22 protein-coding genes and 1 tRNA gene are annotated in these 21,992 nt (G+C 70.6%); 18 read left to right on the top strand and 5 right to left on the bottom strand.

Annotated elements, in window-relative coordinates; translation table 11 throughout:
• Window positions 1-226: 226 nt before the first annotated feature.
• Window positions 227-319: transfer RNA gene (locus tag LAJ50_RS14200), tRNA-Ser, on the bottom strand.
• A gap of 178 nt (window positions 320-497) precedes the next feature.
• Between LAJ50_RS14200 and dnaX the strand changes: the two genes are divergently transcribed.
• From dnaX to LAJ50_RS14180, 4 genes are all read left to right on the top strand, one after another.
• Window positions 498-2,366 carry a DNA polymerase III subunit gamma/tau gene (gene dnaX / locus LAJ50_RS14195; protein WP_138651456.1) on the top strand — a complete coding sequence of 623 codons (1,869 nt, stop codon included), beginning with the start codon at window positions 498-500 and terminating at the stop codon, window positions 2,364-2,366.
• Window positions 2,367-2,373: 7 nt separating this feature from the next.
• Window positions 2,374-2,694 carry a YbaB/EbfC family nucleoid-associated protein gene (locus LAJ50_RS14190; protein ID WP_130549816.1) on the top strand — a complete coding sequence of 107 codons (321 nt, stop codon included), beginning with the start codon at window positions 2,374-2,376 and terminating at the stop codon, window positions 2,692-2,694.
• An 89-nt stretch (window positions 2,695-2,783) separates the two neighbouring features.
• Entirely contained in the window at window positions 2,784-3,380 is a 597-nt protein-coding gene (gene recR / locus LAJ50_RS14185; RefSeq protein WP_138651454.1) for a recombination mediator RecR, read from the top strand.
• Window positions 3,381-3,484: 104 nt separating this feature from the next.
• Window positions 3,485-3,841, top strand: coding sequence for a histidine triad nucleotide-binding protein (locus LAJ50_RS14180; protein WP_138651452.1), 357 nt, complete (start codon window positions 3,485-3,487; stop codon window positions 3,839-3,841).
• Between the two features lie 470 nt (window positions 3,842-4,311).
• Here LAJ50_RS14180 and LAJ50_RS14175 read toward each other — a convergent pair whose 3' ends face one another.
• From LAJ50_RS14175 to LAJ50_RS14160, 4 genes are read right to left on the bottom strand one after another with little or no spacing between them, the layout of a single operon-like run.
• A complete protein-coding gene (locus tag LAJ50_RS14175) occupies window positions 4,312-4,839 on the bottom strand; it encodes a Slp family lipoprotein (protein ID WP_130549813.1) in 528 nt (175 codons plus the stop codon).
• Window positions 4,840-4,865: 26 nt separating this feature from the next.
• Window positions 4,866-6,848, bottom strand: a complete 1,983-nt coding sequence (locus LAJ50_RS14170) for a DUF3488 and transglutaminase-like domain-containing protein (protein ID WP_138651451.1) — start codon at window positions 6,846-6,848, stop codon at window positions 4,866-4,868.
• Window positions 6,845-7,768, bottom strand: coding sequence for a DUF58 domain-containing protein (locus tag LAJ50_RS14165; protein WP_138651556.1), 924 nt, complete (start codon window positions 7,766-7,768; stop codon window positions 6,845-6,847). The genes LAJ50_RS14170 and LAJ50_RS14165 overlap by 4 nt, the downstream gene beginning before the upstream one ends.
• Before the next feature lie 42 nt (window positions 7,769-7,810).
• On the bottom strand, window positions 7,811-8,764 hold the full coding sequence (locus tag LAJ50_RS14160) for a MoxR family ATPase (RefSeq protein ID WP_138651554.1): 954 nt from the start codon (window positions 8,762-8,764) through the stop codon (window positions 7,811-7,813).
• 41 nt (window positions 8,765-8,805) lie between these two features.
• Here LAJ50_RS14160 and LAJ50_RS14155 point away from each other — a divergent pair, with 41 nt between their 5' ends.
• The 14 genes from LAJ50_RS14155 (at window position 8,806) to LAJ50_RS14090 (ending at window position 21,968) form a co-directional block, all read left to right on the top strand.
• On the top strand, window positions 8,806-10,671 hold the full coding sequence (locus tag LAJ50_RS14155; RefSeq protein WP_138651450.1) for a glycosyltransferase family 39 protein: 1,866 nt from the start codon (window positions 8,806-8,808) through the stop codon (window positions 10,669-10,671).
• A 156-nt stretch (window positions 10,672-10,827) separates the two neighbouring features.
• A complete protein-coding gene (locus tag LAJ50_RS14150) occupies window positions 10,828-11,334 on the top strand; it encodes a YceD family protein (RefSeq protein WP_138651449.1) in 507 nt (168 codons plus the stop codon).
• A gap of 45 nt (window positions 11,335-11,379) precedes the next feature.
• Complete coding sequence (gene rpmF / locus LAJ50_RS14145; protein ID WP_130549808.1) at window positions 11,380-11,574, top strand: 50S ribosomal protein L32; 195 nt, start codon at window positions 11,380-11,382, stop codon at window positions 11,572-11,574.
• Between the two features lie 85 nt (window positions 11,575-11,659).
• Entirely contained in the window at window positions 11,660-12,655 is a 996-nt protein-coding gene (locus LAJ50_RS14140) for a beta-ketoacyl-ACP synthase III (protein WP_130549807.1), read from the top strand.
• A 345-nt stretch (window positions 12,656-13,000) separates the two neighbouring features.
• Window positions 13,001-13,792, top strand: coding sequence for a serine/threonine protein phosphatase (locus tag LAJ50_RS14135; protein ID WP_130549806.1), 792 nt, complete (start codon window positions 13,001-13,003; stop codon window positions 13,790-13,792).
• 109 nt (window positions 13,793-13,901) lie between these two features.
• The gene (fabD, locus tag LAJ50_RS14130) at window positions 13,902-14,849 is read left to right on the top strand and encodes an ACP S-malonyltransferase (RefSeq protein ID WP_130549805.1); all 948 of its coding nucleotides are present in this window, start codon (window positions 13,902-13,904) and stop codon (window positions 14,847-14,849) included.
• Window positions 14,846-15,595 carry a 3-oxoacyl-ACP reductase FabG gene (gene fabG / locus LAJ50_RS14125; protein WP_130549804.1) on the top strand — a complete coding sequence of 250 codons (750 nt, stop codon included), beginning with the start codon at window positions 14,846-14,848 and terminating at the stop codon, window positions 15,593-15,595. The genes fabD and fabG overlap by 4 nt, the downstream gene beginning before the upstream one ends.
• A gap of 116 nt (window positions 15,596-15,711) precedes the next feature.
• Window positions 15,712-15,951 (top strand): acyl carrier protein, encoded by a 240-nt coding sequence (acpP, locus tag LAJ50_RS14120; protein ID WP_130520084.1) that lies wholly within the window; start codon window positions 15,712-15,714, stop codon window positions 15,949-15,951.
• A 128-nt stretch (window positions 15,952-16,079) separates the two neighbouring features.
• Window positions 16,080-17,318 carry a beta-ketoacyl-ACP synthase II gene (gene fabF / locus LAJ50_RS14115; protein ID WP_130549803.1) on the top strand — a complete coding sequence of 413 codons (1,239 nt, stop codon included), beginning with the start codon at window positions 16,080-16,082 and terminating at the stop codon, window positions 17,316-17,318.
• Between the two features lie 81 nt (window positions 17,319-17,399).
• Complete coding sequence (locus tag LAJ50_RS14110; RefSeq protein WP_130549802.1) at window positions 17,400-18,758, top strand: aminodeoxychorismate synthase component I; 1,359 nt, start codon at window positions 17,400-17,402, stop codon at window positions 18,756-18,758.
• Window positions 18,759-18,896: 138 nt separating this feature from the next.
• On the top strand, window positions 18,897-20,024 hold the full coding sequence (gene mltG / locus LAJ50_RS14105; protein ID WP_138651448.1) for an endolytic transglycosylase MltG: 1,128 nt from the start codon (window positions 18,897-18,899) through the stop codon (window positions 20,022-20,024).
• A complete protein-coding gene (gene tmk, locus LAJ50_RS14100) occupies window positions 20,021-20,668 on the top strand; it encodes a dTMP kinase (RefSeq protein WP_130549800.1) in 648 nt (215 codons plus the stop codon). The genes mltG and tmk overlap by 4 nt, the downstream gene beginning before the upstream one ends.
• Window positions 20,665-21,624, top strand: a complete 960-nt coding sequence (locus LAJ50_RS14095; protein WP_130549799.1) for a DNA polymerase III subunit delta' — start codon at window positions 20,665-20,667, stop codon at window positions 21,622-21,624. The genes tmk and LAJ50_RS14095 overlap by 4 nt, the downstream gene beginning before the upstream one ends.
• A complete protein-coding gene (locus LAJ50_RS14090; protein ID WP_130549798.1) occupies window positions 21,621-21,968 on the top strand; it encodes a PilZ domain-containing protein in 348 nt (115 codons plus the stop codon). Before LAJ50_RS14095 ends, LAJ50_RS14090 begins: the two co-directional genes overlap by 4 nt.
• The last annotated feature ends 24 nt before the right edge of the window (window positions 21,969-21,992 follow it).

Below are 21,992 nucleotides of genomic sequence, written 5' to 3'. Positions count from 1 at the left end.
GGACGCGGGCCGCGCATCGCGCGGCCCGGGTGCGTTGCGTCGTCGTTGGAGGCGACGACCTGTAACTGGCGGAGAGAGGGGGATTCACTCGGCATCTTTCGATGCCTCGCCCTGCGGGCGGCTTCGCCGTGCAGGTGGCTGCGCCACCTGTCGAACCCGGGGGTTCTCACCCCCTCCCAGACGCCGGCGAAACTCACGCGGCTGGGCCATCTCGACACTTTCAAACTGGCGGAGAGAGGGGGATTCGAACCCCCGAAGCGCGGTTTAGACGCTTACACACTTTCCAGGCGTGCTCCTTCAACCACTCGGACACCTCTCCGGGACCTGAACACGACCGCGGGGCCGCGCTCAGGGGCGCAGATTCTAGCCGTGCGCCGGATTTATTGCGAGTCCCGGTCAGCGCCCCGCGCGCGGGGCCGTTCACGCCGCGGCACGCGGCGGAGGGCCCGACGCGTTTCGTCCTTGGAACGCCCCCCCCGGCGCGGCACAATGACCACATGTCCTACCTCGTCCTGGCCCGCAAGTGGCGCCCGAAGCGTTTCGCCGAACTGGTCGGTCAGGAGCACGTGGTGCGTGCGCTGTCCAACGCGCTCGATAGCGGCCGCATCCACCACGCCTTCCTGTTCACCGGCACGCGCGGGGTCGGCAAGACCACCATCGCGCGCATCTTCGCCAAATCGCTTAACTGCGAGACCGGCACCAGCGCCGACCCGTGCGGCCAGTGCGCCGCCTGCCTGGACATCGACGCCGGGCGCTACATCGACCTGCTGGAGATCGACGCGGCCTCCAACACCGGCGTGGACGACGTGCGCGAGGTGATCGAGAACGCGCAGTACATGCCCAGCCGCGGCAAGTTCAAGGTCTACCTGATCGACGAAGTGCACATGCTGTCCAAGGCGGCGTTCAATGCGTTGCTCAAGACGCTGGAGGAACCGCCGGAGCACGTGAAGTTCCTGCTGGCCACCACCGATCCGCAGAAGCTGCCGGTGACCGTGCTCAGCCGCTGCCTGCAGTTCAACCTCAAGCGGCTGGACGAGGCGCAGATCGGCGGGCAGATCACCAAGATCCTCGGCGCCGAGCAGATTCCTTCGGAAGACGGCGCGGTGCGCCAGATCGCCAAGGCCGCCGATGGTTCGCTGCGCGACGGCCTGTCGCTGCTGGACCAGGCCATCGCCTATACCGCGGGCGAGCTGAGCGATGCCGGCGTGCGCACCATGCTGGGCACGGTCGACCGCACCCAGGTCGGCGCGCTGCTCGACGCGCTGGCCGATGGCGACGGTGCGCGGCTGATGGCCACCATCGCCACGCTGGCCGAGTTCTCGCCGGACTGGGGTGGGGTGCTGGAGGCCTTCGCCGAGGCGCTGCATCGCATCCAGGTGCGCCAGCTGGTGCCGGGCGTGGCAATCGAGGCCGAGGGCGTCGACGCCGAAGGCTTCGCCCAGCGCCTGCGCCCGGAAGTGGTCCAGCTCTGGTACCAGATGGCGCTCAACGGCCGCCGCGATCTCTACCTGGCGCCGAGCCCGCGCGCCGGGTTCGAGATGAGCCTGCTGCGCATGCTGGCCTTCCGCCCGGCGGGCGAGGGCGATGTCGCGCCGGCCTCGGCCGCGCCGGCCAAGCCGGCCGCGGGCACCGGGGACGAGGCCAACAGCGGACGCGCCGCAGCGGCCCCGCTGATGCCGGAAATGGCGACCGCTCCGCACGCGCCGGCCGAGCCCGTGTCCGCGCCCGTGCCGAAGCCGTCCGTGGCGCCCGAACCGGAGGCAGCGCCGTTCGCCGCCGTGCCACCGGCGCAAGCCCCGTCCACGCCAGCGCCAGCACCGGCCACGGACGACGTCCCGCCCTGGGAAGTGCCGGCGCAGAAGATCCGCGTCGCCGAGCCGGTGCAGGCCGCCCCGAACGCCAGCGCCGCGCCTGCCACGCCCGCGCGAGCTCCGTCCGCGCCACCGCCGCCTCCGTCCGGCGACGGCATTGCCGATGCCGATCACTGGCTGGCGCTGGTCGCCTCGGCCAAGCTGAGCGGGCCTTCGCGCCAGCTCGCCGCCAATGTCGCCTTCGCCAGCTACGGCGATGCGGTGCTGCGCCTGTCGCTGGCGCCGGGCCTGGACTACCTGCGCACCGACCGCTCGGTGGGCGACCTGGCCGATGCGCTGTCGGCGTCCCTGGGGCGCGTGCCGAAGATCGTGTTCGACACCGGCGCGGTCGCCGGCGAAGGCGCCGAGACGCTGGCCATGCGCGATGCGCGCCAGCAGGACGCGCGCCGTGCCTCGGCCGAAGAACAGTTCATGAACCACCCCGACGTGCAGCGGCTGATCCAGCAGCACGGCGCGCGCGTGGTGCCCGATTCCATCCGCCCTTTCGACGAGTAACCCGACCATGCGTGGAAACATCGCCCAACTCATGCAGCAGGCGCAGAAGATGCAGGAAAACCTGCAGAAGGCGCAGGAAGAGCTGGCCAAGCTGGAAGTCACCGGCAACGCCGGCGGCAACATGGTCAGCGTGACGCTGACCGGCGCCAAGGAGTGCCGCAAGGTGCGCATCGACCCGAGCCTGCTGTCCGATGCGGAAATGCTGGAGGACCTGATCGCCGCGGCGTTCAACGACGCCTCCAACAAGATCGACGCCGAATCCAAGGCGCGCATGGGCTCGGCCACCGCCGGCATGCAGCTGCCGCCCGGCATGAAGCTGCCGTTCTGAAGCACAAGGATCAGAGGGCAGGGAGCAAGGGCCGGCGTGCCCCTGCGGCTTCCCTGGTCTCTGGCCCCTGACTTCCGGCCTTTCCTGCTTTGACTTCCTCGCTGCTCGAACAGCTCATCGACGCGCTCAAGGTCCTGCCCGGCGTGGGCAGTAAGAGCGCCCAGCGCATGGCCTACCAGCTGCTGGAGCGCGATCGCGCCGGCGGTCGCCGGCTGTCGACCGCGCTGGCCGAGGCGATGGAGCACATCGGCCACTGCCAGCAGTGCCGCGACTTCACCGAGGGCGCGCTGTGCGCCATCTGCGCCAGCCCCAGCCGCGATCGCCACCAGCTGTGCGTGGTCGAATCCCCGGCCGACCGGCTGGCCATCGAGCAGGCCACCGGCTATCGCGGTCTGTACTTCATCCTGCAGGGCCGGCTCTCGCCGCTGGATGGCATCGGCCCGCGCGAACTCGGCCTGGAACAGCTGTCCCAGCGCCTGGCCCAGGGCGAGGTCGGCGAACTGATCATCGCCACCAACCCCACCGTCGAAGGCGAGGCCACCGCGCACTACCTGGGCCAGCTGGCGCGGCAGGCAGGCGTCAAGCCGATGCGCCTGGCGCACGGCGTGCCGCTGGGCGGCGAACTGGAGTACGTCGATCGCGGCACGCTGTCGCATGCGTTCGGTTCGCGCAGCGAGATGAGTTGAAGCAGGCCTGAGTGGAGCGAAGTGAGGAGTGAGCAGAGGCCGGAGCTCCTTTCTTGCGCATCGCGCTAAGCTCTTCCCACTTCTGACTTCACTGCGCTCATTCAATGAACGACACCATCTTCGGCAAGATCATCCGGCGCGAAATCCCCGCCACCATCGTCTACGAGGACGATGATGTGCTGGGCTTCAAGGACATCGCGCCGCAGGCGCCGGTGCACGTGCTGTTCATTCCCAAGCAGGTGCACGTGCCCACGCTGGACGACCTCACGCCGGACCAGGCCACGCTGGTGGGCAAGCTGGTGCTGGCCGCGGCGCAGTACGCCCGCCAGGAAGGCTTCGCCGGCAAGGGCTATCGCGTGGTCATGAACTGCCGCGACGATGCCGGGCAGACCGTCTATCACATCCACCTGCACCTGCTGGCCGGCGCGGCGCTGGGCCACTTCGGTGCACTAGGCGGCTGAAGACGCACGACGTCCCGCGGGCAGATGGAACGGCTTCCATCGTTGATGACATGCGTGCGAAGCATGAGCGGGTTTTGCCGACCCGCCTCGACCCGACCGGGCTGGCCCCTTGGTACGGTCCGCCCTCCGGACTCGCCGCCGCGGGCCATCCCTGGCCCGCTCTCCGCCAGGCCCGGCGGGGTTGAGGCTCCGCGAGCGGAAAGCTTGGGACTTCTTCGAGCCGAAGCTTGCGGAACCAACGTGCGAGGCAGCGAGCCGGCGGGCGGGGGCCGCGCCTAGCGAGGCAGGACGCCGAGCGCCCGAATCAGGGCAGCATGCCCTGATTGAGGGATAAGCGGCCCCCGCCCGCCGGACCGCTGCCCCTCCGAAGCCGGACGCCCTACGCCAGCGATCAATTGATAGGCAGAAGAACTCAAAAGAAAAAGCCGGCAATCGCCGGCCTTTCTCTACTACGCCGAAACTGAGGCGACTTACCACCAGCCCCAGCGCGGACCCCAGCCCCAGCCCGGGCCCGGACCCCAGAACGGGTCGTAGTACGGATACGGACGCACCTGCACCTCGCGCACCTTCGGCCACAGGTAGACCACGTCGGCGTCGACCTTGGGCAGGCGATAGTCGTACTCGCCGATGCGCGTGGTCTCGGTGCCGGACACCCGGCCGACGAAGGTCACCTCACGGCCCTTGGCGAAGATCGCCGGATCGTAGAAGCCCGCGCGGCAGGCGATGAAGCGCCCATCGGTCGCATCCGGCGTATCGCTCTGCGGACGGCCGGTGGCGCTGAGCGGCGCGGAAATCATCTCGAAGCAGGTGCTGTTCGCCCCCGGCTTGGTCTCGACGATGCGGCCACCCCAGCGCACCTGCGCGCCGGTCTGCACGCCGACCACCGCATCGCGCGGCGTCACACCGGGGAACTGACCCTGCAGCGGCTTGGGCGCGGTCGCGCAGGCGCCGAGGGCGATCGCAAGGCCGGTCACGGCCAGCGGACGGAGGAAAGACATGCGCTTCATACAGGCCTCGGAATGGGTCACGGACGGTGCCGGCGAAGATCGCGTATCAGCGCCCGGACGTCCGCGTGACCGGCAGCGTAGCGTGCCTGTGCGAAACGCCGGCTGAGTGAGATGAGTTCCTCGTTTTTGTGCGCTGCGGTGGCGTCGCGTCGCGCGCTCGCCACACGCTGCGCCCAGCGCTGCGCCGGCTCGTCGGCGCCGGGCGCCAGGTCGAAGCGGCGGTAGCGCCGTCCCAGCGCATGCCACTGCCGCAGCAGCGGATCGCGCTCGCGTTCGCCGCGCGCCAGCAGCCAGGCCATGCCCAGCAGCGCGCCGCCGCCGGCGATGGCGAACAGCAGGCCCAGGCGACCCTCGTCCAGGCGCTCGATGCCGAAGGGCTGCAGCAGCCGGCGCTGGCGTTCGACGTCGAAGCCCAGCACCAGGTCGTTCCAGCCGCGCCGCAGCCAGTCACTGACCTGCGCGTAGCGGCTCAGGCCGAACAGATCCTCGCCAGCGTCTCCACCGGCCTGGGCACGGTCGTCCAGCGTGTCGTAGATGCGCTCCGGCGCCACCGCGGCGGTGGGATCCACGCGCACCCAGCCGCGCTGCGGCAGCCAGACCTCGGCCCAGGCATGGGCGTCCTGGCGGCGCAGGATCCAGTAGCCGCCGCCGAACGGATTGCGCACCCCGCCGACGTAGCCGGTGACCACCCGCGCCGGGATGCCGGCCGCGCGCATCAGGATCACGAAGGAGGAACTGAACTGCTCGCAGAACCCCTGCCGGGTCTGGAACAGGAACTCATCGGCCATGTCGCGTCCCGGCAGCGGGATGTCCAGCGTGTAGCCGAAGTCCTTGCGGATCCAGGTCAGTGCACGCTGGACGATGGCGGCATCGCCATGGGCACCGGCTTCGCTGCGCCACTGCCGGCCCAGCGCGACCGTGCGGGGATTCAACCCCGGCGGCAGGCGCAGATCCCGCTGCAGCGCCTGCGGCGGGATCTGCGCATCGAAGCGTGCCGGCGCCTGGCCCTGCATGCGCCAGCGCGTCAGCGAGGCCAGCGGGCGCTGCGCGCTCAGTTCGTAGTCGGCCGACAGCCGCGTGCCCTCGGGCGCATCGACGAGCAGGTCCAGCGCGATGAGCTGGCTGCGGTCGGTCGGCTCGTAATCGAGCTGGTAGTCGTAGCGCGGGCCCTGGCGCGGCGCCTCGGCCGGTGCGCGTCCACCGCTCCAGCCGCGGCGCCACACGCGGCCGTCGAAATCGTCCAGCACCGGCCCGCGCCAGTACATCTGCGATGGCGGCGGCGTGGCGCCGAAGAAGGTCACGCGCGCGGCCGGCGTGTCGTCGGCCAGCAGGTCGATCCAGTCGCCCGGCCGCATGTCGTCGGACAGGCCGGGCCGGCCGACCGCGCGGTCGGGCAGGCCCCACAGCGGGCTGCCCAGGCGCGGGAACAGCCAGAACGTCAGCAGCACCAGCGGCAGGCCCATCAGCACCAACCGGCCGAGCTGCCACGGGCTGATGCCAACCGCGCCGGCGCCGCTGGCGTCGAGCAGGCCCGATTCCAGCGCGGCCAGGCGCAGCATCGCCACCAGCGCGCACAGCACCGAGACCAGGCCCAGCGCCATGGTCAGCGGCCCTTGGTCGAGCAGGAACGCGGCGAACGGCGCGAACAGCGCGAAGCCCACCAGGCTGCGGCCGTCGCGCAGCGTGGTGGTCTCGGTCGGCTTGATCGCCAGCATCGCCGCCAGCAGCGCGCAGCCGGTGTCGCGGCCGAAACGCGGCCCGGCCGACCACAGCACCGCGACCAGCGCCGCCAGCGCCAGCAGCACGCGCAGCGGCAGCGGGATGCGCCGCCTCCACGAGGCGCCCGCGCTGAGCACGCCGATCGCCCCGATTGCCAGGGCCGTGCCACCCGGCAGTTGCAGCAGCAGCGGCAGCAGGCCAAAGCCGGCCGAGGCCAGCGTCCACAGCCGGCTGCGCCCATCCAGCGCGGGCGAGTCGACACGCGCGCGTCGGCCGATCACGCCTTGCTCCTGGGCAGCAGCGCCAGCGCGCGCAGGCACTGGTGGCGATGGGCCGGTCCGCAACCTGGCCCGATCGGCGCCTGGCCCGGCAGCAGCAGGCGCGTGCGCCGCGCCTGGCGTTCGGCCAGTTCGATCCAGTGCGTCAGCCGCGCGATGCGCGCCTCCTGCGGCAGGGCAGCCAGCGTGGACCAGTCCAGCACGACCTCGCGGCCGACCGGGCGTTCGTACTCGCGCACCAGCAGCGTGTCGCGGCGCGCCGAGGGCTTCCAGGAGATGGTGTGCTGCGCATCTCCGGGACGATAGGCGCGCAGGTGGTGCAGCTCCTCGCCGGCCGCGTCCACGCGCGTCTGGCGCGACGCGCCGCCGGGCTCGGGCAGGGGCGGGCCATCGACTTCCACGGCCGGATAGACCAGCAACGTGGTCTCAGGCCAGATCCACGACCACGCGCGCGCCACGCCCAGCGGCTGGGTGGTGGACAGGCGCAGGCGCGGCAGCGTGAGCCAGCCGCGCGTGGCGGTCGGATAGTCGAGCGTGGCGATGACCTGCTGGCCCTCGTGCAGCGCCGGCACCAGCGCCTCGTCCTGGCCGGCGCGCAGGCGCAGGCCGATGCGCGGACGCGCATCGCGCGCGGACACGGCCAGCTGCAACTGCAGCGGCAGGCCGGCATGCACGGGCTCGGCGCCGATCGCATCGACGCGCAGCCCCGACAGCTGCAGGTGCGCGGCCATCAGGCTGGCCATCAGCGTCGCGGCCAGCAGCAGCGCCAGCAGCAGGGCCGGGTTGTTGTTGTAGTTCAGCGCGCCCAGCAGCATGACGCCGACCAGGCCGCCGGCGAACAGGCCGAAGCCGGTTGGCAGCACATAGACGCGGCGCCGGTCGAGGCTGACCGGGAGCGACTCGGGCGCCTGCGGCCGAGCCATCAGCGCCGCCTTGCTGCGCAGGCGCGCGAGCAACGCCACGCCTCAGTCCACCGCGACGGCTTGGGCGATGGCCTGGGCCAGCTCGGTAGCCGAGGCGCCCTCGGCATCGGGCACCAGGCGATGCGCGGCCACGGCGGCGAACAAGGCCTGGACGTCCTCGGGAATCACGTGGTCGCGGCCCAGCAGCAGCGCATGCGCGCGCGCGCCGCGCAGCAGCGCCAGGCCGGCGCGCGGCGACAGGCCCACGCGCACGCCGGGCTGGCGGCGGCTGCGGTTCACCAGAGCCTGCACGTAGTCCAGCAGTGCATCGCTGGCATGCACCTGGGACACGGCGGCGCGCAGTTCGAGCACCTGCTCCACGCCCAGCAGCGGACGCGCCTGGGCGATCAGTTCGCGCCGGTCGCTGCCGGCCAGCAGTGCGCGTTCGTCCTTGGGTTCGGGGTAGCCCAGCGCCATGCGCAGCAGGAAACGGTCCAGCTGCGAATCGGGCAGCGGATAGGTGCCCGACAGGTCGACGGGGTTCTGCGTGGCGATGACGAAGAACGGCTCCTCCAGCCGGTGCGTGGTGCTGTCCAGCGTGACCTGGTGTTCGGCCATCGCCTCGAGCAGCGCGCTCTGCGTGCGCGGCGGCGCGCGGTTGATCTCGTCGGCCAGCAGCACGTGGGTGAACACCGGACCTGGATGGAACTGGAAGCGGCGCGCCTGCGCATCGTAGATCGACACGCCCAGGACATCGCCGGGCAACAGGTCGGAGGTGAACTGCACGCGCTGGAAGGTCAGTCCCAGCGTGGCCGCCAGCGCATGCGCCAGCGTGGTCTTGCCCAGGCCGGGCAGGTCCTCGATCAGCAGATGGCCATCGGCCAGCAGGGCGACGAAGGCCAGGCGCACCTGGCGCGGCTTGCCCAGCACCAGTCCATTGACCTGCGCCTGGGCCTGCTGCAGAGCCGTCGACAAGGCCTCGGTTAGCATGGGGCGTGCTGAAGACCTGAGCTGCATCATGGCTCCACGTTGTCCTTTTTTCCGAGTGTAGCGGCTATATGAATGAAGAAGCGCGCGCACAGCGCACGTTCCTGGCGCTGTGGATCGTCCTGACTGTCATCAAGGTCATGATCGCCGCGCGCCTGCCGCTGTTCGTCGACGAGGCGTTCTACTGGCAGGAGGGGCGGCACCTGGCCGCGGCGTATTCGGACCTGCCTGGACTGACCGCGTGGATGACGCGCCTGGGCACACTCATCGGCGGGCAGCACGTGCTGGCCATCCGCATGCCGTTCCTGCTGCTGTCGGCGCTGCTGCCGTGGCTGCTGGTCGGCATCGGCACGCGCTGGTTCAGCGCGGTGGCCGGCTGGCGTGCGGGCAGCCTGCTGCTGCTGATGCCGCTGTCGGGCAGCCTGGGCATCCTGGCCATTCCCGATGTGCCGATGGCCTTCGCCACGGTCCTGTGCCTGGATGCGGGCGCGCGCCTGCTGCAGCGGATCGATGCGGCCGGCGCGGCCGAGCTCGCGCTCGGCCTGGCCATCGGCGCGCTCAGCCACTATCGCTTCGTCGGCGTGATCGGCACCGGGCTGATCGCGCTGCTGCTGATTCCCGAGGGCCGGCGCGTGCTGCGCGACGTGCGCGTGTGGGTGGCGCTGGCCATGGGCGTGGCGGCCTGGGCGCCGCTGATCGCCTGGAATATCGAGAACGCCGACGCCGGCCTGCGCTTCCAGCTGGTCGAACGCCATCCCTGGACATTCCAGTGGACCGGGCTGTGGTTCCTGCTGGTGCAGGCGGCACTGGTGACGCCGCTGCTGTTCTTCGCCCTGCTCACGGTGCTGACCCGCGCGCTGCGCAAGGGCGACGCGCTGCCACCGCAGCGGCGCTACTTCGGCCTGCTCGGCGCGGTGTCCACGATCGGCTTCTTCGTGCTGGGCTTCTTCGCCGATGTCGAACGCGTCAGCTTCCACTGGCCGCTGCCGGGCTATCTGCCGCTGCTGCTGGCCGTGCCGGTGCTGTTGCGCGCCTGGTCGCCGTGGCTGCGGCGCGCGACCTGGATCCTGTGCGGGCTGGGCCTGGCCAGCGTGCTGGGCTATTACCTGGTCGCCTCGGTGCCGCGCTGGCGCGCCGACCTGGCCGGGCAGAAGTTCTATCCCTACAACTTCGCCGGCTGGAACGTGCTGGCCGACGCGGTACGCGAGGAGCTGGCGCGCGCGCCTGAGCCGACCGGCATGCTGGCCGACAACTTCAAGGTCGGCGCCGAGCTGGGCTTCGCGCTGGGCGACGATGCGATCCCGGTGCTCGACCATCCGCTCAACATCAAGCACGGCCGCGCGCCGCAGCTGCGCCTGTGGGGCCTGCACAGCGACGGTGCCAGCCCCACCCCGCAGCTGCTGGTGGTCGGCGCCAGCGAGGTGTCCTACAAGGATCTGCTGGTGCAGTACCACTTCCTGTGTTCGCAGGTCGGGCCGCTGCCGCCACCCCGGGTGATCAACGTCGACCATGGCCGCCAGCGCTTCCTGCTGTTCCGCCTGCCGCGCCGGGATGCGGCGCAACTGGAGGCCGCCCGCGCGCAGCCGTGCGTGACCCCGGCGATGGCCTGGATCGATACGCCGGTGGGCGGCGCGGACGTGCCGCGCGTGTTCGACCTGGCGGGGTGGGCGTTCAAGGACGGGGTCGGGCTGGAGGCGGTCGAGGTGCTGATCGACGGCCGGGTCGTGGCCCGCGCCCACTACGGACTGCCCGCGCCGGGCGTGGCGACCTACTGGAAGATCTCCAACGACCCGCGCCATCCGGACGTGGGCTTCCGCGCGCGGGTGGATGCCAGCGGCCTGGCGCCGGGCCAGCACTGGCTGGGGCTGCGCCTGCACGGGCGCGACGGCAGCGTGGAGGACTGGTCCGAGCAGCCGATCCGACTGCGGAAGCCTTGAGGCGGCGTCGCCAGCCGCCCGGCCAGGCCGCTCCGCGGCCATCCGCCAGGACCCGGGCGCGATGGAGCGGAGCAGGGCGGCGATCGGCGGGCCAGGCCGGGTGGCGGTCCGGCGCATTTGACATGGCCAGGCCGGCTCTTTAACATTTTGCGGCTTATGTCCGCGCACGTGCCCGAAACCCTGGATGTCTGGCGCATGGTGGCCGGGCGGCGCAGTCTCGAAGGCAGGGTGCCGCTGGCGGCCTTCCGCCGGCTGGACGGGCTGCTGACCGATGCGCAGGGCGATGTCGGCTTCGCGATGCAGTTCGATCGCGACGCGCTGCAGGTGCCCTATGTGGAACTGACGATCGATGCCGCGTTGCCGCTGGAATGCCAGCGCAGCCTGCAGCGGTTCCTGTTCCCGGTGTCGATGGTGCAGCGGCTCGGCCTGATCCGGGACGAGGCCGAGGAAGCGGCGTTGCCGCCGGAGATGGAAGCGCTGCTGGTGCCCGAGGACGGCATCCTGCGCACGCTGGACCTGGTGGAGGACGAGCTGGTGCTGGCGGTTCCCGCGGTGCCGATGAATCCGGAATTGCCCGCGGTGGAGCTCGAGGCTCCGCCGCAGCAGGAAGAACTGGCGAAGGCCAACCCGTTCGCGGGACTGGCTTCGCTCAAGAAGAACTGACCGCCCCGCAGGCGGTTGAATCGCAGACACGTTTGGAGCAAGACCATGGCAGTTCAGAAATCCCGCGTCACCCCGTCCCGCCGCGGCCAGCGTCGCGCGCACGACGCCCTCACCGCCAAGCAGCTGGCCACCGACCCGACCACCGGCGAGACCCACATCCGCCACCACGTGACGGCCGACGGCTACTACCGCGGCAAGAAGGTCATCGCGACCAAGTCGGCTGCCGTCGACGAAGAATGAGCCTGACGGCGCGCGTGCGGAACGACGCGCGCCCGATCGCCGCATCATTCAGGCCCGTCTTGCGGGTCGCGCAACGGGAATCACGATGAGCCAGCCGGTGACGAACGGTCGTATCTACTCGCGTATCGCAGGCACGGGCAGCTGCCTGCCGGACAAGGTGGTGACCAACGACGACCTTTCCAAGATCGTCGACACCAGCGACGAGTGGATCCGCACCCGCACCGGCATCCGTGAGCGGCGCATCGCCGGCGAAGGCGAGACCAGCGCCACGCTGGGCCACCAGGCCGCGCTGCGCGCGCTGGAAGCCGCGGGCGTGGCGCCGTCCGAGCTGGACATGATCGTGGTGGGCACCACCACGCCGGATCTGGTGTTTCCCTCCACCGCCTGCCTGATCCAGGCCAAGCTGGGCGCCGAAGGCTGCACCGCGCTGGACGTCAACGCGGCCTGCTCGGGCTTCATCTTCGCGCTGTCGGTGGCCGACAAGTTCATCCGCACCGGCGATGCGCGCACGGTGCTGGTCGTCGGCGCCGAGACCCTGACCCGCATCACCGACTGGAGCGACCGCACCACCTGCGTGCTGTTCGGCGACGGCGCCGGTGCGGTGGTGCTCAAGGCCGATGCCAGCACCGGCATCCTCAGCACGCATCTGCATGCAGACGGCAGCAAGAAGGAGCTGCTGTGGAACCCCGTCGGGGTGTCCGCGGGCTTCAAGCCGGAGGAGCCCAACAACGGTTCGCGCATCCTGATGAAGGGCAACGACGTGTTCAAGTACGCCGTCAAGGCGCTGGACGCGGTCGTGGACGAGGCCCTGTCGGCCAACCAGCTCGACAAGGGCGACCTGGACTGGCTGGTGCCGCACCAGGCCAATCTGCGCATCATCGAGGCCACCGCCAAGCGCCTGGACATGTCGATGGAGCAGGTGGTGGTCACGGTCGACCGCACCGGCAATACCTCCTCGGCCTCGGTGCCGATCGCGCTGGACGAAGCCGTGCGCGACGGCCGCATCCAGCGTGATCAGCTGGTGCTGCTGGAGGCCTTCGGCGGCGGCTTCACCTGGGGCTCGGTGCTGCTGCGCTTCTGAAAGCGCGCCGCGCGTCTGTCGCGGCGCTTTTCCGGCCCTTCTTTTTTTGATGTGTGCGGTCGGTGGGCGGACTTCGCCCGCCTCGACTCGGCCGGGCCGCTGCCCTTCCGAAACCAGCACGCTCCCACGCCAGATCAAGCGATCAAAAGAGAGGCCGTTTTCTTCCCGTGAGTCGAGCAGGCGGCGCGCGCCGCATGGTGGGTGCGTCCGATTCCTGGCGCGCGTCGGGCCTTCGCATGCCTAACGCATCGTGACCCGCGCGACTGGAGGGCTGTAATCGCGCTAACGCTTGGGTTTAACATGTTTCTGACATGTCGGGCGGAGGCCCGGAGCGCGAGAACCCCCATGGTGGAACCGATCCTGATCGACGGCCGGCAGGCCTGGCTCAAGCACTATCGCGACGGCGGCAGCCGCCTGCTGTCGCTGGGTGCGTTGAACTTCATCGCCGACAGGCTCGGTATGGATCCGCTGCGGCCGCCGCCGCACCACGTCGGCGCCGTCGCGATGGATACCGAGGCGCGCCGCCTCGGCGAACTGGCCGCGCAGCGCGTGCATGTGCCCGCGGTGATCGGGCGCGGTCGCGCCTCGCTGGTGCTCAGCGACAACGGAAGGTCGCTGGCCAGCTGGCTGCGCGAGGCGCGCGACGACGCCGAATGCGATCGCCTGGTGCGCCTGGCGCTTGAGGCCATGGCCCGGGCGCACGCGGAGGGTGCCTACTTCGGCCAGCCCCTGCCGCGCAACATGACCTACGACGGGCAGCGCATCGGCTTCATCGATTTCGAGGAAGACCCGCTGGAAGTGATGAGCCTGGCCCAGGCGCAGGCGCGCGACTGGCTGATGTTCGGCTACGGCGTGGCGCGCTACTACGAGCACCGGCCCGAGGCGCTGCAGTCGCTGATGCACGAGGCGATGGCACGCGATGCCAGCGACGTGCAGCAGCAGACCCATCGGGTCACCGGTCGCCTGCAGCGCCTGGCGGCGGTGTGCAACCGACTGGGACGCAAGTCGCGCCGGCTGGCGCATGCGCTGCTGGTGCTGCATGCGGCCAGCACCTTCAGCGTGCTGGTCATCTGCACGCTGGCGATCGACTGGTTCAGCGACGGCGACCTGGACGTGCTGCGCCTGCTGGCGGGATGAACAGCGCATCGGCGCAATGCCGGCCGCCGGCATACGCCCCAGTACAGACGGCGCGCGCCTTTCACGCTTATCATCGCCGCTCGTTTTTTCCAGCAGGGCGTTCTTGCGCGTGACTGACACCTCACTTGCCTTCGTGTTTCCCGGCCAGGGATCGCAGTCGGTTGGCATGCTGGCCGAACTGGCCGAGCTGCACCCGCAGGTGCGCGACACCTTCAACGAGGCGTCCGACGGCGCCGGCACGGACCTGTGGGCGCTCTCGCAGGGCGGCCCGGAAGAACTCCTCAATCGCACCGAATACACCCAGCCGGCCCTGCTGGCCGCGGGCATCGCGGTGTGGCGCCTGTGGCGCAAGGAAGGCGGCCCGACGCCGGCCCGACTGGCCGGTCACAGCCTGGGCGAGTACACCGCGCTGGTCGCCGCCGGTGCGCTGTCGCTGCGGGACGGCGCGCACCTGGTGCGCATCCGCGGCCAGCTGATGCAGGAGGCCGCGCCGGCCGGCGTCGGCGCGATGGCCGCCGTGCTCGGCGCCGAGGATGCGCTGGTGGCCGAGGTCTGCACGCAGGTCTCCGGCAGCAAGGTCGTGGTGCCGGCCAACTACAACTCGCCTGGCCAGATCGTGATCGGCGGCGATGCCGAGGCGGTCGATGCGGCCATCGCCGAACTCAACGCGCGCGGCATCCGCAAGACGGTCAAGCTGGCCGTCAGCGTGCCCTCGCACACCCCGCTGATGCGCGAGGCCGCCAACCGCCTGGCCGAGACCATCAAGGGCCTGTCCTGGCATCTGCCGGCGCTGCCGGTGGTGCAGAATGTCGATGCCCAGGTGCACGATTCGATCGAGTCGATCGCCGAGGCGCTGGTGCGCCAGCTGTACCTGCCGGTGCGCTGGACCGATTGCGTGCAGGCGCTGGCCGCCGGCGGTGCCACGCGCATCGCCGAATGCGGGCCGGGCAAGGTGCTGACCGGCCTGGTCAAGCGCATCGACAAGTCCCTCGACGGCCGCGCGCTGTCCACCCCGGCCGACTTCGCTTCGGCGCTCGAGACCTGGAAGACCGCATGAACGCTGCACTCCCCCTGGCCGGCGAGATCGCCCTGGTGACCGGCGCCAGCCGCGGCATCGGCGCGGCCATCGCCGACACGCTGGCCGCGCAGGGCGCCACCGTCATCGGCACGGCGACCACCGACGCCGGCGCGCAGGCCATCGCCCAGCGCATGGAGACCCTGGGCGGCCACGGCCGCACCCTGGACGTCACCGACGCCGAGGCGATCGAGGCGCTGATCGAAGCCACCGCCAAGGAATTCGGGCCCGTCTCGATCCTGGTCAACAACGCCGGCATCACCCGCGACAACCTGTTGATGCGGATGAAGGACGAGGACTGGAACGCGATCCTGGACACCAACCTGTCCAGCGTGTTCCGCACCTCCAAGGCGGTCATGCGCGGCATGATGAAGGCGCGCCGCGGCCGCATCATCAACATCGCCTCGGTGGTCGGCGTGACCGGCAACCCGGGCCAGACCAACTACGCCGCGGCCAAGGCCGGCATCATCGCCTTCTCCAAGTCGCTGGCCAAGGAAATCGGCTCGCGCGGGGTCACCGTCAATGTGGTGGCGCCCGGGTTCATCGATACCGACATGACCAAGGCCCTGCCCGAGGATGCGCGCGCGGCGCTGCTGGGCCAGATCGCGCTGGGCCAGCTGGGCGAGCCGGCCGACATCGCCAACGCCGTGGCCTTCCTGGCCGGGCCGGGCGCCAAGTACATCACCGGCGAAACCCTGCACGTCAACGGCGGCATGTACATGCCGTAAGGCAGAAATCCGCCCTAAGTGGCTGATTCGCGGGGCGATACGCACACACGCGCGTAACGTCCTGTTTCCACTACACTATCCCGTGTTTACTACCCACCTCCGTCTGGAGCGAATCCATGAGCAGCATTGAAGAACGCGTCAAGAAGATCGTTGTCGAACAGCTTGGCGTCAAAGAGGAAGAAGTCACCACCAACGCATCGTTCGTGGACGATCTGGGCGCCGACTCGCTGGACACCGTCGAGCTGGTCATGGCGCTGGAAGAAGAGTTCGAGTGCGAAATTCCGGACGAAGAGGCCGAGAAGATCACCTCCGTCCAGCAGGCCATCGACTACGTCAAGGCCCACGTCAAGGCCTGATCGGCGCTGACGCGAAGCATCACGCCGGGGCCGCGCTTGCGGCCCCGCGCGCATCTGGTCGCAGGTGCGCAGACACCCCTGTCAACGCCGGTTCCGGACCGGCCTGCAGCATTGCGGAGTAGAACGTTATGAGCCGACGTCGCGTCGTCGTTACCGGCATGGGCATGGTCTCGCCGCTGGGCAACGATCTGGTTTCCAGCTGGGACGGCATCAAGAATGGCCGTTCGGGCATCGGTCCGCTGACCTCGTTCGATGCCTCGACCTTCGCCACCCGCATCTGCGGCGAGGTGCGGGATCTGGACATCAGCCAGTTCATCCATCCCAAGGACGCCAAGAAGATGGATGCCTTCATCCATTACGGCGTGGCGGCCTCGCTGATGGCGCTCCAGGACTCGGGCCTGGAAGTCACCGAAGCCAACGCCGAGCGCATCGGCGCGATGGTCGGTTCGGGCATCGGCGGCATCCTGGGCATCGAGCAGCAGACCGAGAAGTACCTGGAGGGCGGCGCGCGCAAGGTCTCGCCGTTCTACATCCCCAGCACGATCATCAACATGCTGCCGGGCCACCTGAGCATCATGAAGGGTCTGAAAGGGCCTGGCTTCTCGGCCGTGTCGGCGTGCGCGACGGCCAACCACTCCATCGGCATGGCCATGCGCACCATCCAGTACGGCGATGCCGACGTGATGGTCTGCGGCGGCGCCGAGCGCGGCTCCTCGCCGACCTCGATGGCCGGCTTCTGTTCGATGAAGGCCATGTCCACCCGCAACGACGATCCGACCCGCGCCTCGCGGCCGTGGGACGCCGAGCGCGACGGCTTCGTCATGGGCGACGGCGCCGGCATCCTGGTGATCGAGGAGTACGAACACGCCAAGGCCCGCGGCGCGCGCATCTACTGCGAGCTGGCCGGCTTCGGCGCCAGCCAGGACGCCTGGCACATGACTGCGCCCAGCGAGGACGGCGACGGCCCGGCGCGCTGCATGACCATGGCGATGAAGGATGCCGGCGTGAACCCGGAAGAGGTCGCCTACCTCAACGCGCATGGCACCTCCACGCCGCTGGGCGACGTGGCCGAGACCCTGGCGATGAAGCGCGCCATGGGCGATCACGCCTACAAGATGATGGTCAGCTCGACCAAGTCGATGACCGGTCACCTGCTCGGCGCCGCCGGCGGCGTGGAAGCCATCTTCTCGGTGATGGCGCTGCACGAGGGCGTGATCCCGCCGACCATCAACCTGGACAACCCGGGCGAGGGCTGCGATCTGGACTACGTGCCCAACGTGGCGCGCGAGAAGAAGATCGACGTGGCCATGTCCAACGGCTTCGGCTTCGGCGGGACCAACGGCACGCTGGTGTTCAAGCGCCTCTGAGCATGCCGCGCCATGCAACACCCGCATCGGGAGCGGCCTCAAGGCCGCTCCCGATGTGCGTTGCGGGATGACGATGCCTCCATGCTGATCCACGAACTGCCCGGCGACACCGACCTGCTGGCCCTGCAGCGCAGCGCGTCGGCGCGCTATCCGCTGCTGATGGAGTCGGTCGCCTCGGGCACGGTGCACGGGCGCTGGGACCTGCTGCTGGCGAGCACGGGCGAAGGCCTGCGCCTGGAAGGCGATGGCGCGACCCGCACGCTGGACGGCGCGCCGCTGGAGGGTGATTTCCTCGAACTCCTCGATGCCGCGTGGCAGCCGCTGCGCACGGCGCGCGCGGCCTCGCCGTGGCCGTTCCACGGCGGCTGGGCGCTGATGCTGGATTACGAGCTGGCCTCACAGGTCGAGCCGGTGCTGGCCTTGCCGCAGGGCGAGGGCGCCGGTCCGGTGGCCCTGGCGCTGCGGTGTCCCGGCGCGGTATTGCGCGATCGCGCGAGCGGCCGCTGCGTGGCCGTGGCCGAGCCCGGATGCGAGGCGCTGCTGGACCTGATCGCCGCGGATCTGGCGCGGGCGGCGACGCTGCAGGCGCCTGTCTGGCACGCGCCCGAGGCGCTGCACGAGGACGCGCCCGAGCGCTTCACAGAGGGCGTGCGCCGCATCCTGGACTACCTCGCCGCCGGCGATGTGTTCCAGGTGAATCTCTCGCGCGGCTGGCAGGCGCGGTTCGCGCCGCGGCTGGAGCCGGCCGCGCTGTACACGCGGCTCCGGGCCAGCAATCCGGCGCCGTTCGCCGGGCTGTTCCAGTACGACGGACACGCCGTGGTCAGCGCCTCGCCGGAGCGCCTAGTGTCGGTGCGCGACGGCGTGGTGGAAACACGCCCGATCGCCGGCACCCGCCCGCGCTTCGCAGGCGACGACGATGCCGCGCGCATCCGCGAGCTGGTCGGCCATCCCAAGGAACGCGCCGAGCACGTGATGCTGATCGACCTGGAGCGCAACGACCTGGGCCGCGTGTGCGCGCCCGGCAGCGTCGAGGTCGACGAGCTGATGACGGTGGAAAGCTACGCCCACGTGCATCACATCGTCAGCAACGTACGCGGCCGGCTGCGCGCCGGGGTCACGCCGGGGCAGGTGATCGCCGCGACCTTTCCCGGCGGCACCATCACCGGGTGTCCCAAGGTGCGCTGCATGCAGATCATCGCCGAGCTGGAACGGACCCCGCGCGGAGCCTATACCGGCGCATTCGGCTGGCTGGGGCGCGATGGCGACATGGACCTCAACATCCTGATCCGCAGCGCGCAGCTGGACGAAGACGCCCACGGCACCACGCTGCGCTTCCGCACCGGCGCCGGCATCGTGATCGATTCCGACCCGCAGGCCGAGCTGGGCGAGACCCGGGCCAAGGCGCGCGGGATGCTGCTGGCGCTGGGGCAGGAGTGAGGCGGCAGGAACGGGAAGGAGGAACCAGGAACGAGTGAAGGCGGGACCGAAGCCGGCTCCCCCTCGCTGCTCGTTCCTCTGCACGCGATTCTCCGGCTGGTATCCTGCCGCCCACTTCTCTCACCACCCGATCCCGCCGTGGCGTCAGGTTGCAAGCGCGGTTGCCGCGCCCTCGTGTTCATCGTCGTGCTGCTGGCGCTGGCCGTGGCCGCCGTCGGCGTGTGGGGCTGGCAGCACTACCAGGCCTTCCAGTCGCAGCCGCTGCCGGGCCTGAAGCCCGACCAGGTCGCGCAGGTGCGCCAGGGCGACAGTTTCCGCGGCGTGCTGGCGCACCTGCGTGCGCAGGGCATCACGACCGGGGCGGACATCGAATGGCAGCTGCTGGCGCGCCGTCTGGACGCGGCCGGCAAGCTCAAGGTCGGCGAGTACGCGCTCGAGCCCGGCGTGACCACCCCGCGTTCGCTGCTGCAGGCCATGCGTGCGGGCCGCACGATCCAGTACCGCTTCACCATCGTGGAAGGCTGGAACATCCGCCAGCTGCGCGCCGCGCTCAACGCGGCCACGCCGCTGCGTCACGAGACCACGCAGCTGGACGATGCGGCGTTGATGGCCCGGCTGGGCTACCCGGGGCAACATCCGGAGGGTCGTTTCCTGCCGGAGACCTATCTCTACGCGCGCGGGGATTCGGACCTGGAGGTGCTCAAGCGCGCCCACGAGGCCATGGACAAGACGCTGGCGGCGCTGTGGGCCACCCGGGCGCCGGAGCTGCCGCTGGACTCGCCCGAGCAGGCGCTGGTCCTGGCCTCGATCGTGGAGAAGGAGACCGGCATCGCCGAGGAGCGCGCGCGGATCGCCGGCGTGTTCGTGCGTCGCCTGCGGCTGGGCATGAAGCTGCAGACCGACCCGACCGTGATCTACGGCATCGGCAGCCGCTACGACGGCAACATCCGCCGCAGCGACCTCACCACCGACACGCCGTACAACACCTACACCCGCACCGGCCTGACGCCCACCCCGATCGCCATGCCCGGCCGCGCGGCGCTGGACGCCGCGCTGCATCCGGCCGATGGCGATGCGCTGTACTTCGTGGCGCTGGGCGATGGCAGCGGACGGCATGTGTTCTCGGCCACGCTGGACCAGCACAACGCGGCCGTGCGCCAGTACCTGGACCGCCTGCGTCGCCCGCCGCTGCCGGAGGATGCCGCCCCGGCGCCCGGTGATGTCCAGGCCGCCCCGGCGCAGGACGCCCGGGCCAGGCAGCCGTGAGCCCGCGTCCGCTCGAGCACCGGCACTTCCTCAGCCTGGAAGGCGGCGAGGGTGCCGGCAAGACCAGCGCGCTGGGCGCGATCCGCGAGACCCTGCAGGCGGCCGGACACGAGGTGCTGCTGACCCGCGAACCCGGCGGCACGCCGCTGGCCGAGCGCATGCGCGACATCGTGCTGCAGCCGGGCGACGAGGCCCTGGCGCCGGAGGCCGAACTGCTGCTGATGTTCGCCGCGCGCGCCCAGCACGTGCAGCGCGTGATCGCTCCGGCGCTGGCGCGTGGCGCCTGGGTGGTGAGCGACCGCTTCACCGATTCCAGCTACGCCTACCAGGTACATGGGCGCGGTCTGGATCGCGCGCTGGTGGAAGACCTGGAGCAGCGCGTGGTGCATGTGGCGCCGGCGCTGACCCTGCTGCTGGACCTGGACGTGCGCGTGGGCCGCGCGCGCACCGCCGGCCGCGACCTGTGGCCGGACCGCATCGAGCGCGAGCAGGACGACTTCTTCGAACGGGTACGCGAAGGCTATCGCCGGCGCGCGCAGGCCTTCCCGCAGCGTTTCCGCGTGATCGACGCGGCGCAGTCGCCGCAGGACGTGGCGGCCGCCGTGCGTGAGGCCGTGCAGGCCTGGCTGGACACGCAGGCATGAGCGCGGCCGCGTTCACACCCTGGCAGCAGCGCGCCTACGATCAGGCGCTGGCCGCGCTGCAGGCCGGGCGGCTGGGCCATGCGCTGGTGCTGGCCGGTCCGGCGGGCGTGGGCAAGCGCGCGGTCGCCGAGCGCCTGGCGCGGTACGTGCTCAGCGCGGGCGCGCCCGACGGCGACAACCGCGATATCCAGCTGATCGATGCCGGTACTCATCCGGACCTGCAGCGGGTGTCTTTCATCCCCACGCGCGATGGCACCAAGCTGCGCACCGAGATCGTGATCGACCAGATCCGTGAGCTCTCGCAGAAGCTCTCGCTGACCCCGCAGTATGGCCGCGCGCAGGTGGCGATCATCGATCCGGCCGACGCGGTCAACACCGCGGCCTGGAACGCCCTGCTCAAGACCCTGGAGGAGCCCCAGCCCGGCCGCTATCTGTGGCTGCTCAGCGCCGAGCCCATGCGCCTGCCGGCCACCATCCGCAGCCGCTGCCAGCGCCTGGAGATCCGCATGCCGGCGCGCGAGGAGGCGCTGGCCTGGCTGGCGGCGCAGGACTATCCGCAGGGCGCGGCGGCCGAGGCGCTGGACGCCGCGCGCGGGCATCCCGGCCTGGCGCTGTCGTGGCTGGCCGAGGGCGGCATGGCGCTGCGCCGCGAGGTCGCCGGCGACCTGGCCAAGCTCGAGCGCGGTCAGGTGTCGGCGGTGGAGACCGCCCAGCGCTGGGCCGGCGACGAGCACGCCGCGCTGCGCCTGCGCTTCGCCGCCGAGCTGGCGCTGACGCAGTCGACCGAGGCGGCCTTGACCGATCCGGCGCGATTGAACAAGCTGGCCGCGTGGTTCGATGCGGCCAACCGCACGCGCGACCTGCTGCGCACCACGGTGCGCGCCGACCTGGCGATCGTGGACCTGTTGCTTGCCTGGCGCGGCACGCGTGATGCGTCGAACGGAGGACGAGGATGAATGCAACAAAGGGCGGCATCCTGTCGCTGATGGTGAAGGACAAGGCCCAGCTGTACAGCGCCTACATTCCGTTCGTGCGCAACGGCGGCATCTTCGTGCCCACGCCCAAGCGCTACTTCCTCGGCGACGAGGTGTTCGTGCTGCTGACCCTGCCCGAATCCAGCGAACGCCTGCCGGTGGCCGGCAAGGTGATCTGGGTGACGCCGGTCGGCGCGCAGGGCGCCCGCACCGCCGGCATCGGCGTGCAGTTCAGCGAAGGCGGCGAGGGCGACGCGGTCCGCAACCGCATCGAGACCCTGCTGGCCGGCACCCTCAACGCCGACAAGCCGACGCACACGATGTGAGTGCGCGCCTGCTCCTCGGGCAAG

Origin of the sequence: Pseudoxanthomonas sp. X-1 (genome assembly GCF_020042665.1) — a bacterium.
In the GTDB taxonomy this organism is placed as follows: domain Bacteria; phylum Pseudomonadota; class Gammaproteobacteria; order Xanthomonadales; family Xanthomonadaceae; genus Pseudoxanthomonas_A; species Pseudoxanthomonas_A spadix_A.
The sequence above is the reverse complement of the archived record's forward strand: the minus strand, read 5'-3'. Positions and strand labels throughout refer to the sequence as shown.

Coding starts and splice junctions, on each gene's coding strand:
- dnaX (WP_138651456.1), top strand. CDS start 498: ATGTCCTACCTCGTCCTGGCCCGCAAGTGGCGCCCGAAGCGTTTCGCC.
- LAJ50_RS14190 (WP_130549816.1), top strand. CDS start 2,374: ATGCGTGGAAACATCGCCCAACTCATGCAGCAGGCGCAGAAGATGCAG.
- LAJ50_RS14180 (WP_138651452.1), top strand. CDS start 3,485: ATGAACGACACCATCTTCGGCAAGATCATCCGGCGCGAAATCCCCGCC.
- LAJ50_RS14175 (WP_130549813.1), bottom strand. CDS start 4,839: ATGTCTTTCCTCCGTCCGCTGGCCGTGACCGGCCTTGCGATCGCCCTC.
- LAJ50_RS14165 (WP_138651556.1), bottom strand. CDS start 7,768: ATGGCTCGGCCGCAGGCGCCCGAGTCGCTCCCGGTCAGCCTCGACCGG.
- LAJ50_RS14160 (WP_138651554.1), bottom strand. CDS start 8,764: ATGCAGCTCAGGTCTTCAGCACGCCCCATGCTAACCGAGGCCTTGTCG.
- LAJ50_RS14155 (WP_138651450.1), top strand. CDS start 8,806: ATGAATGAAGAAGCGCGCGCACAGCGCACGTTCCTGGCGCTGTGGATC.
- LAJ50_RS14150 (WP_138651449.1), top strand. CDS start 10,828: ATGTCCGCGCACGTGCCCGAAACCCTGGATGTCTGGCGCATGGTGGCC.
- rpmF (WP_130549808.1), top strand. CDS start 11,380: ATGGCAGTTCAGAAATCCCGCGTCACCCCGTCCCGCCGCGGCCAGCGT.
- LAJ50_RS14140 (WP_130549807.1), top strand. CDS start 11,660: ATGAGCCAGCCGGTGACGAACGGTCGTATCTACTCGCGTATCGCAGGC.
- LAJ50_RS14135 (WP_130549806.1), top strand. CDS start 13,001: ATGGTGGAACCGATCCTGATCGACGGCCGGCAGGCCTGGCTCAAGCAC.
- fabG (WP_130549804.1), top strand. CDS start 14,846: ATGAACGCTGCACTCCCCCTGGCCGGCGAGATCGCCCTGGTGACCGGC.
- acpP (WP_130520084.1), top strand. CDS start 15,712: ATGAGCAGCATTGAAGAACGCGTCAAGAAGATCGTTGTCGAACAGCTT.
- fabF (WP_130549803.1), top strand. CDS start 16,080: ATGAGCCGACGTCGCGTCGTCGTTACCGGCATGGGCATGGTCTCGCCG.
- LAJ50_RS14110 (WP_130549802.1), top strand. CDS start 17,400: ATGCTGATCCACGAACTGCCCGGCGACACCGACCTGCTGGCCCTGCAG.
- LAJ50_RS14095 (WP_130549799.1), top strand. CDS start 20,665: ATGAGCGCGGCCGCGTTCACACCCTGGCAGCAGCGCGCCTACGATCAG.
- LAJ50_RS14090 (WP_130549798.1), top strand. CDS start 21,621: ATGAATGCAACAAAGGGCGGCATCCTGTCGCTGATGGTGAAGGACAAG.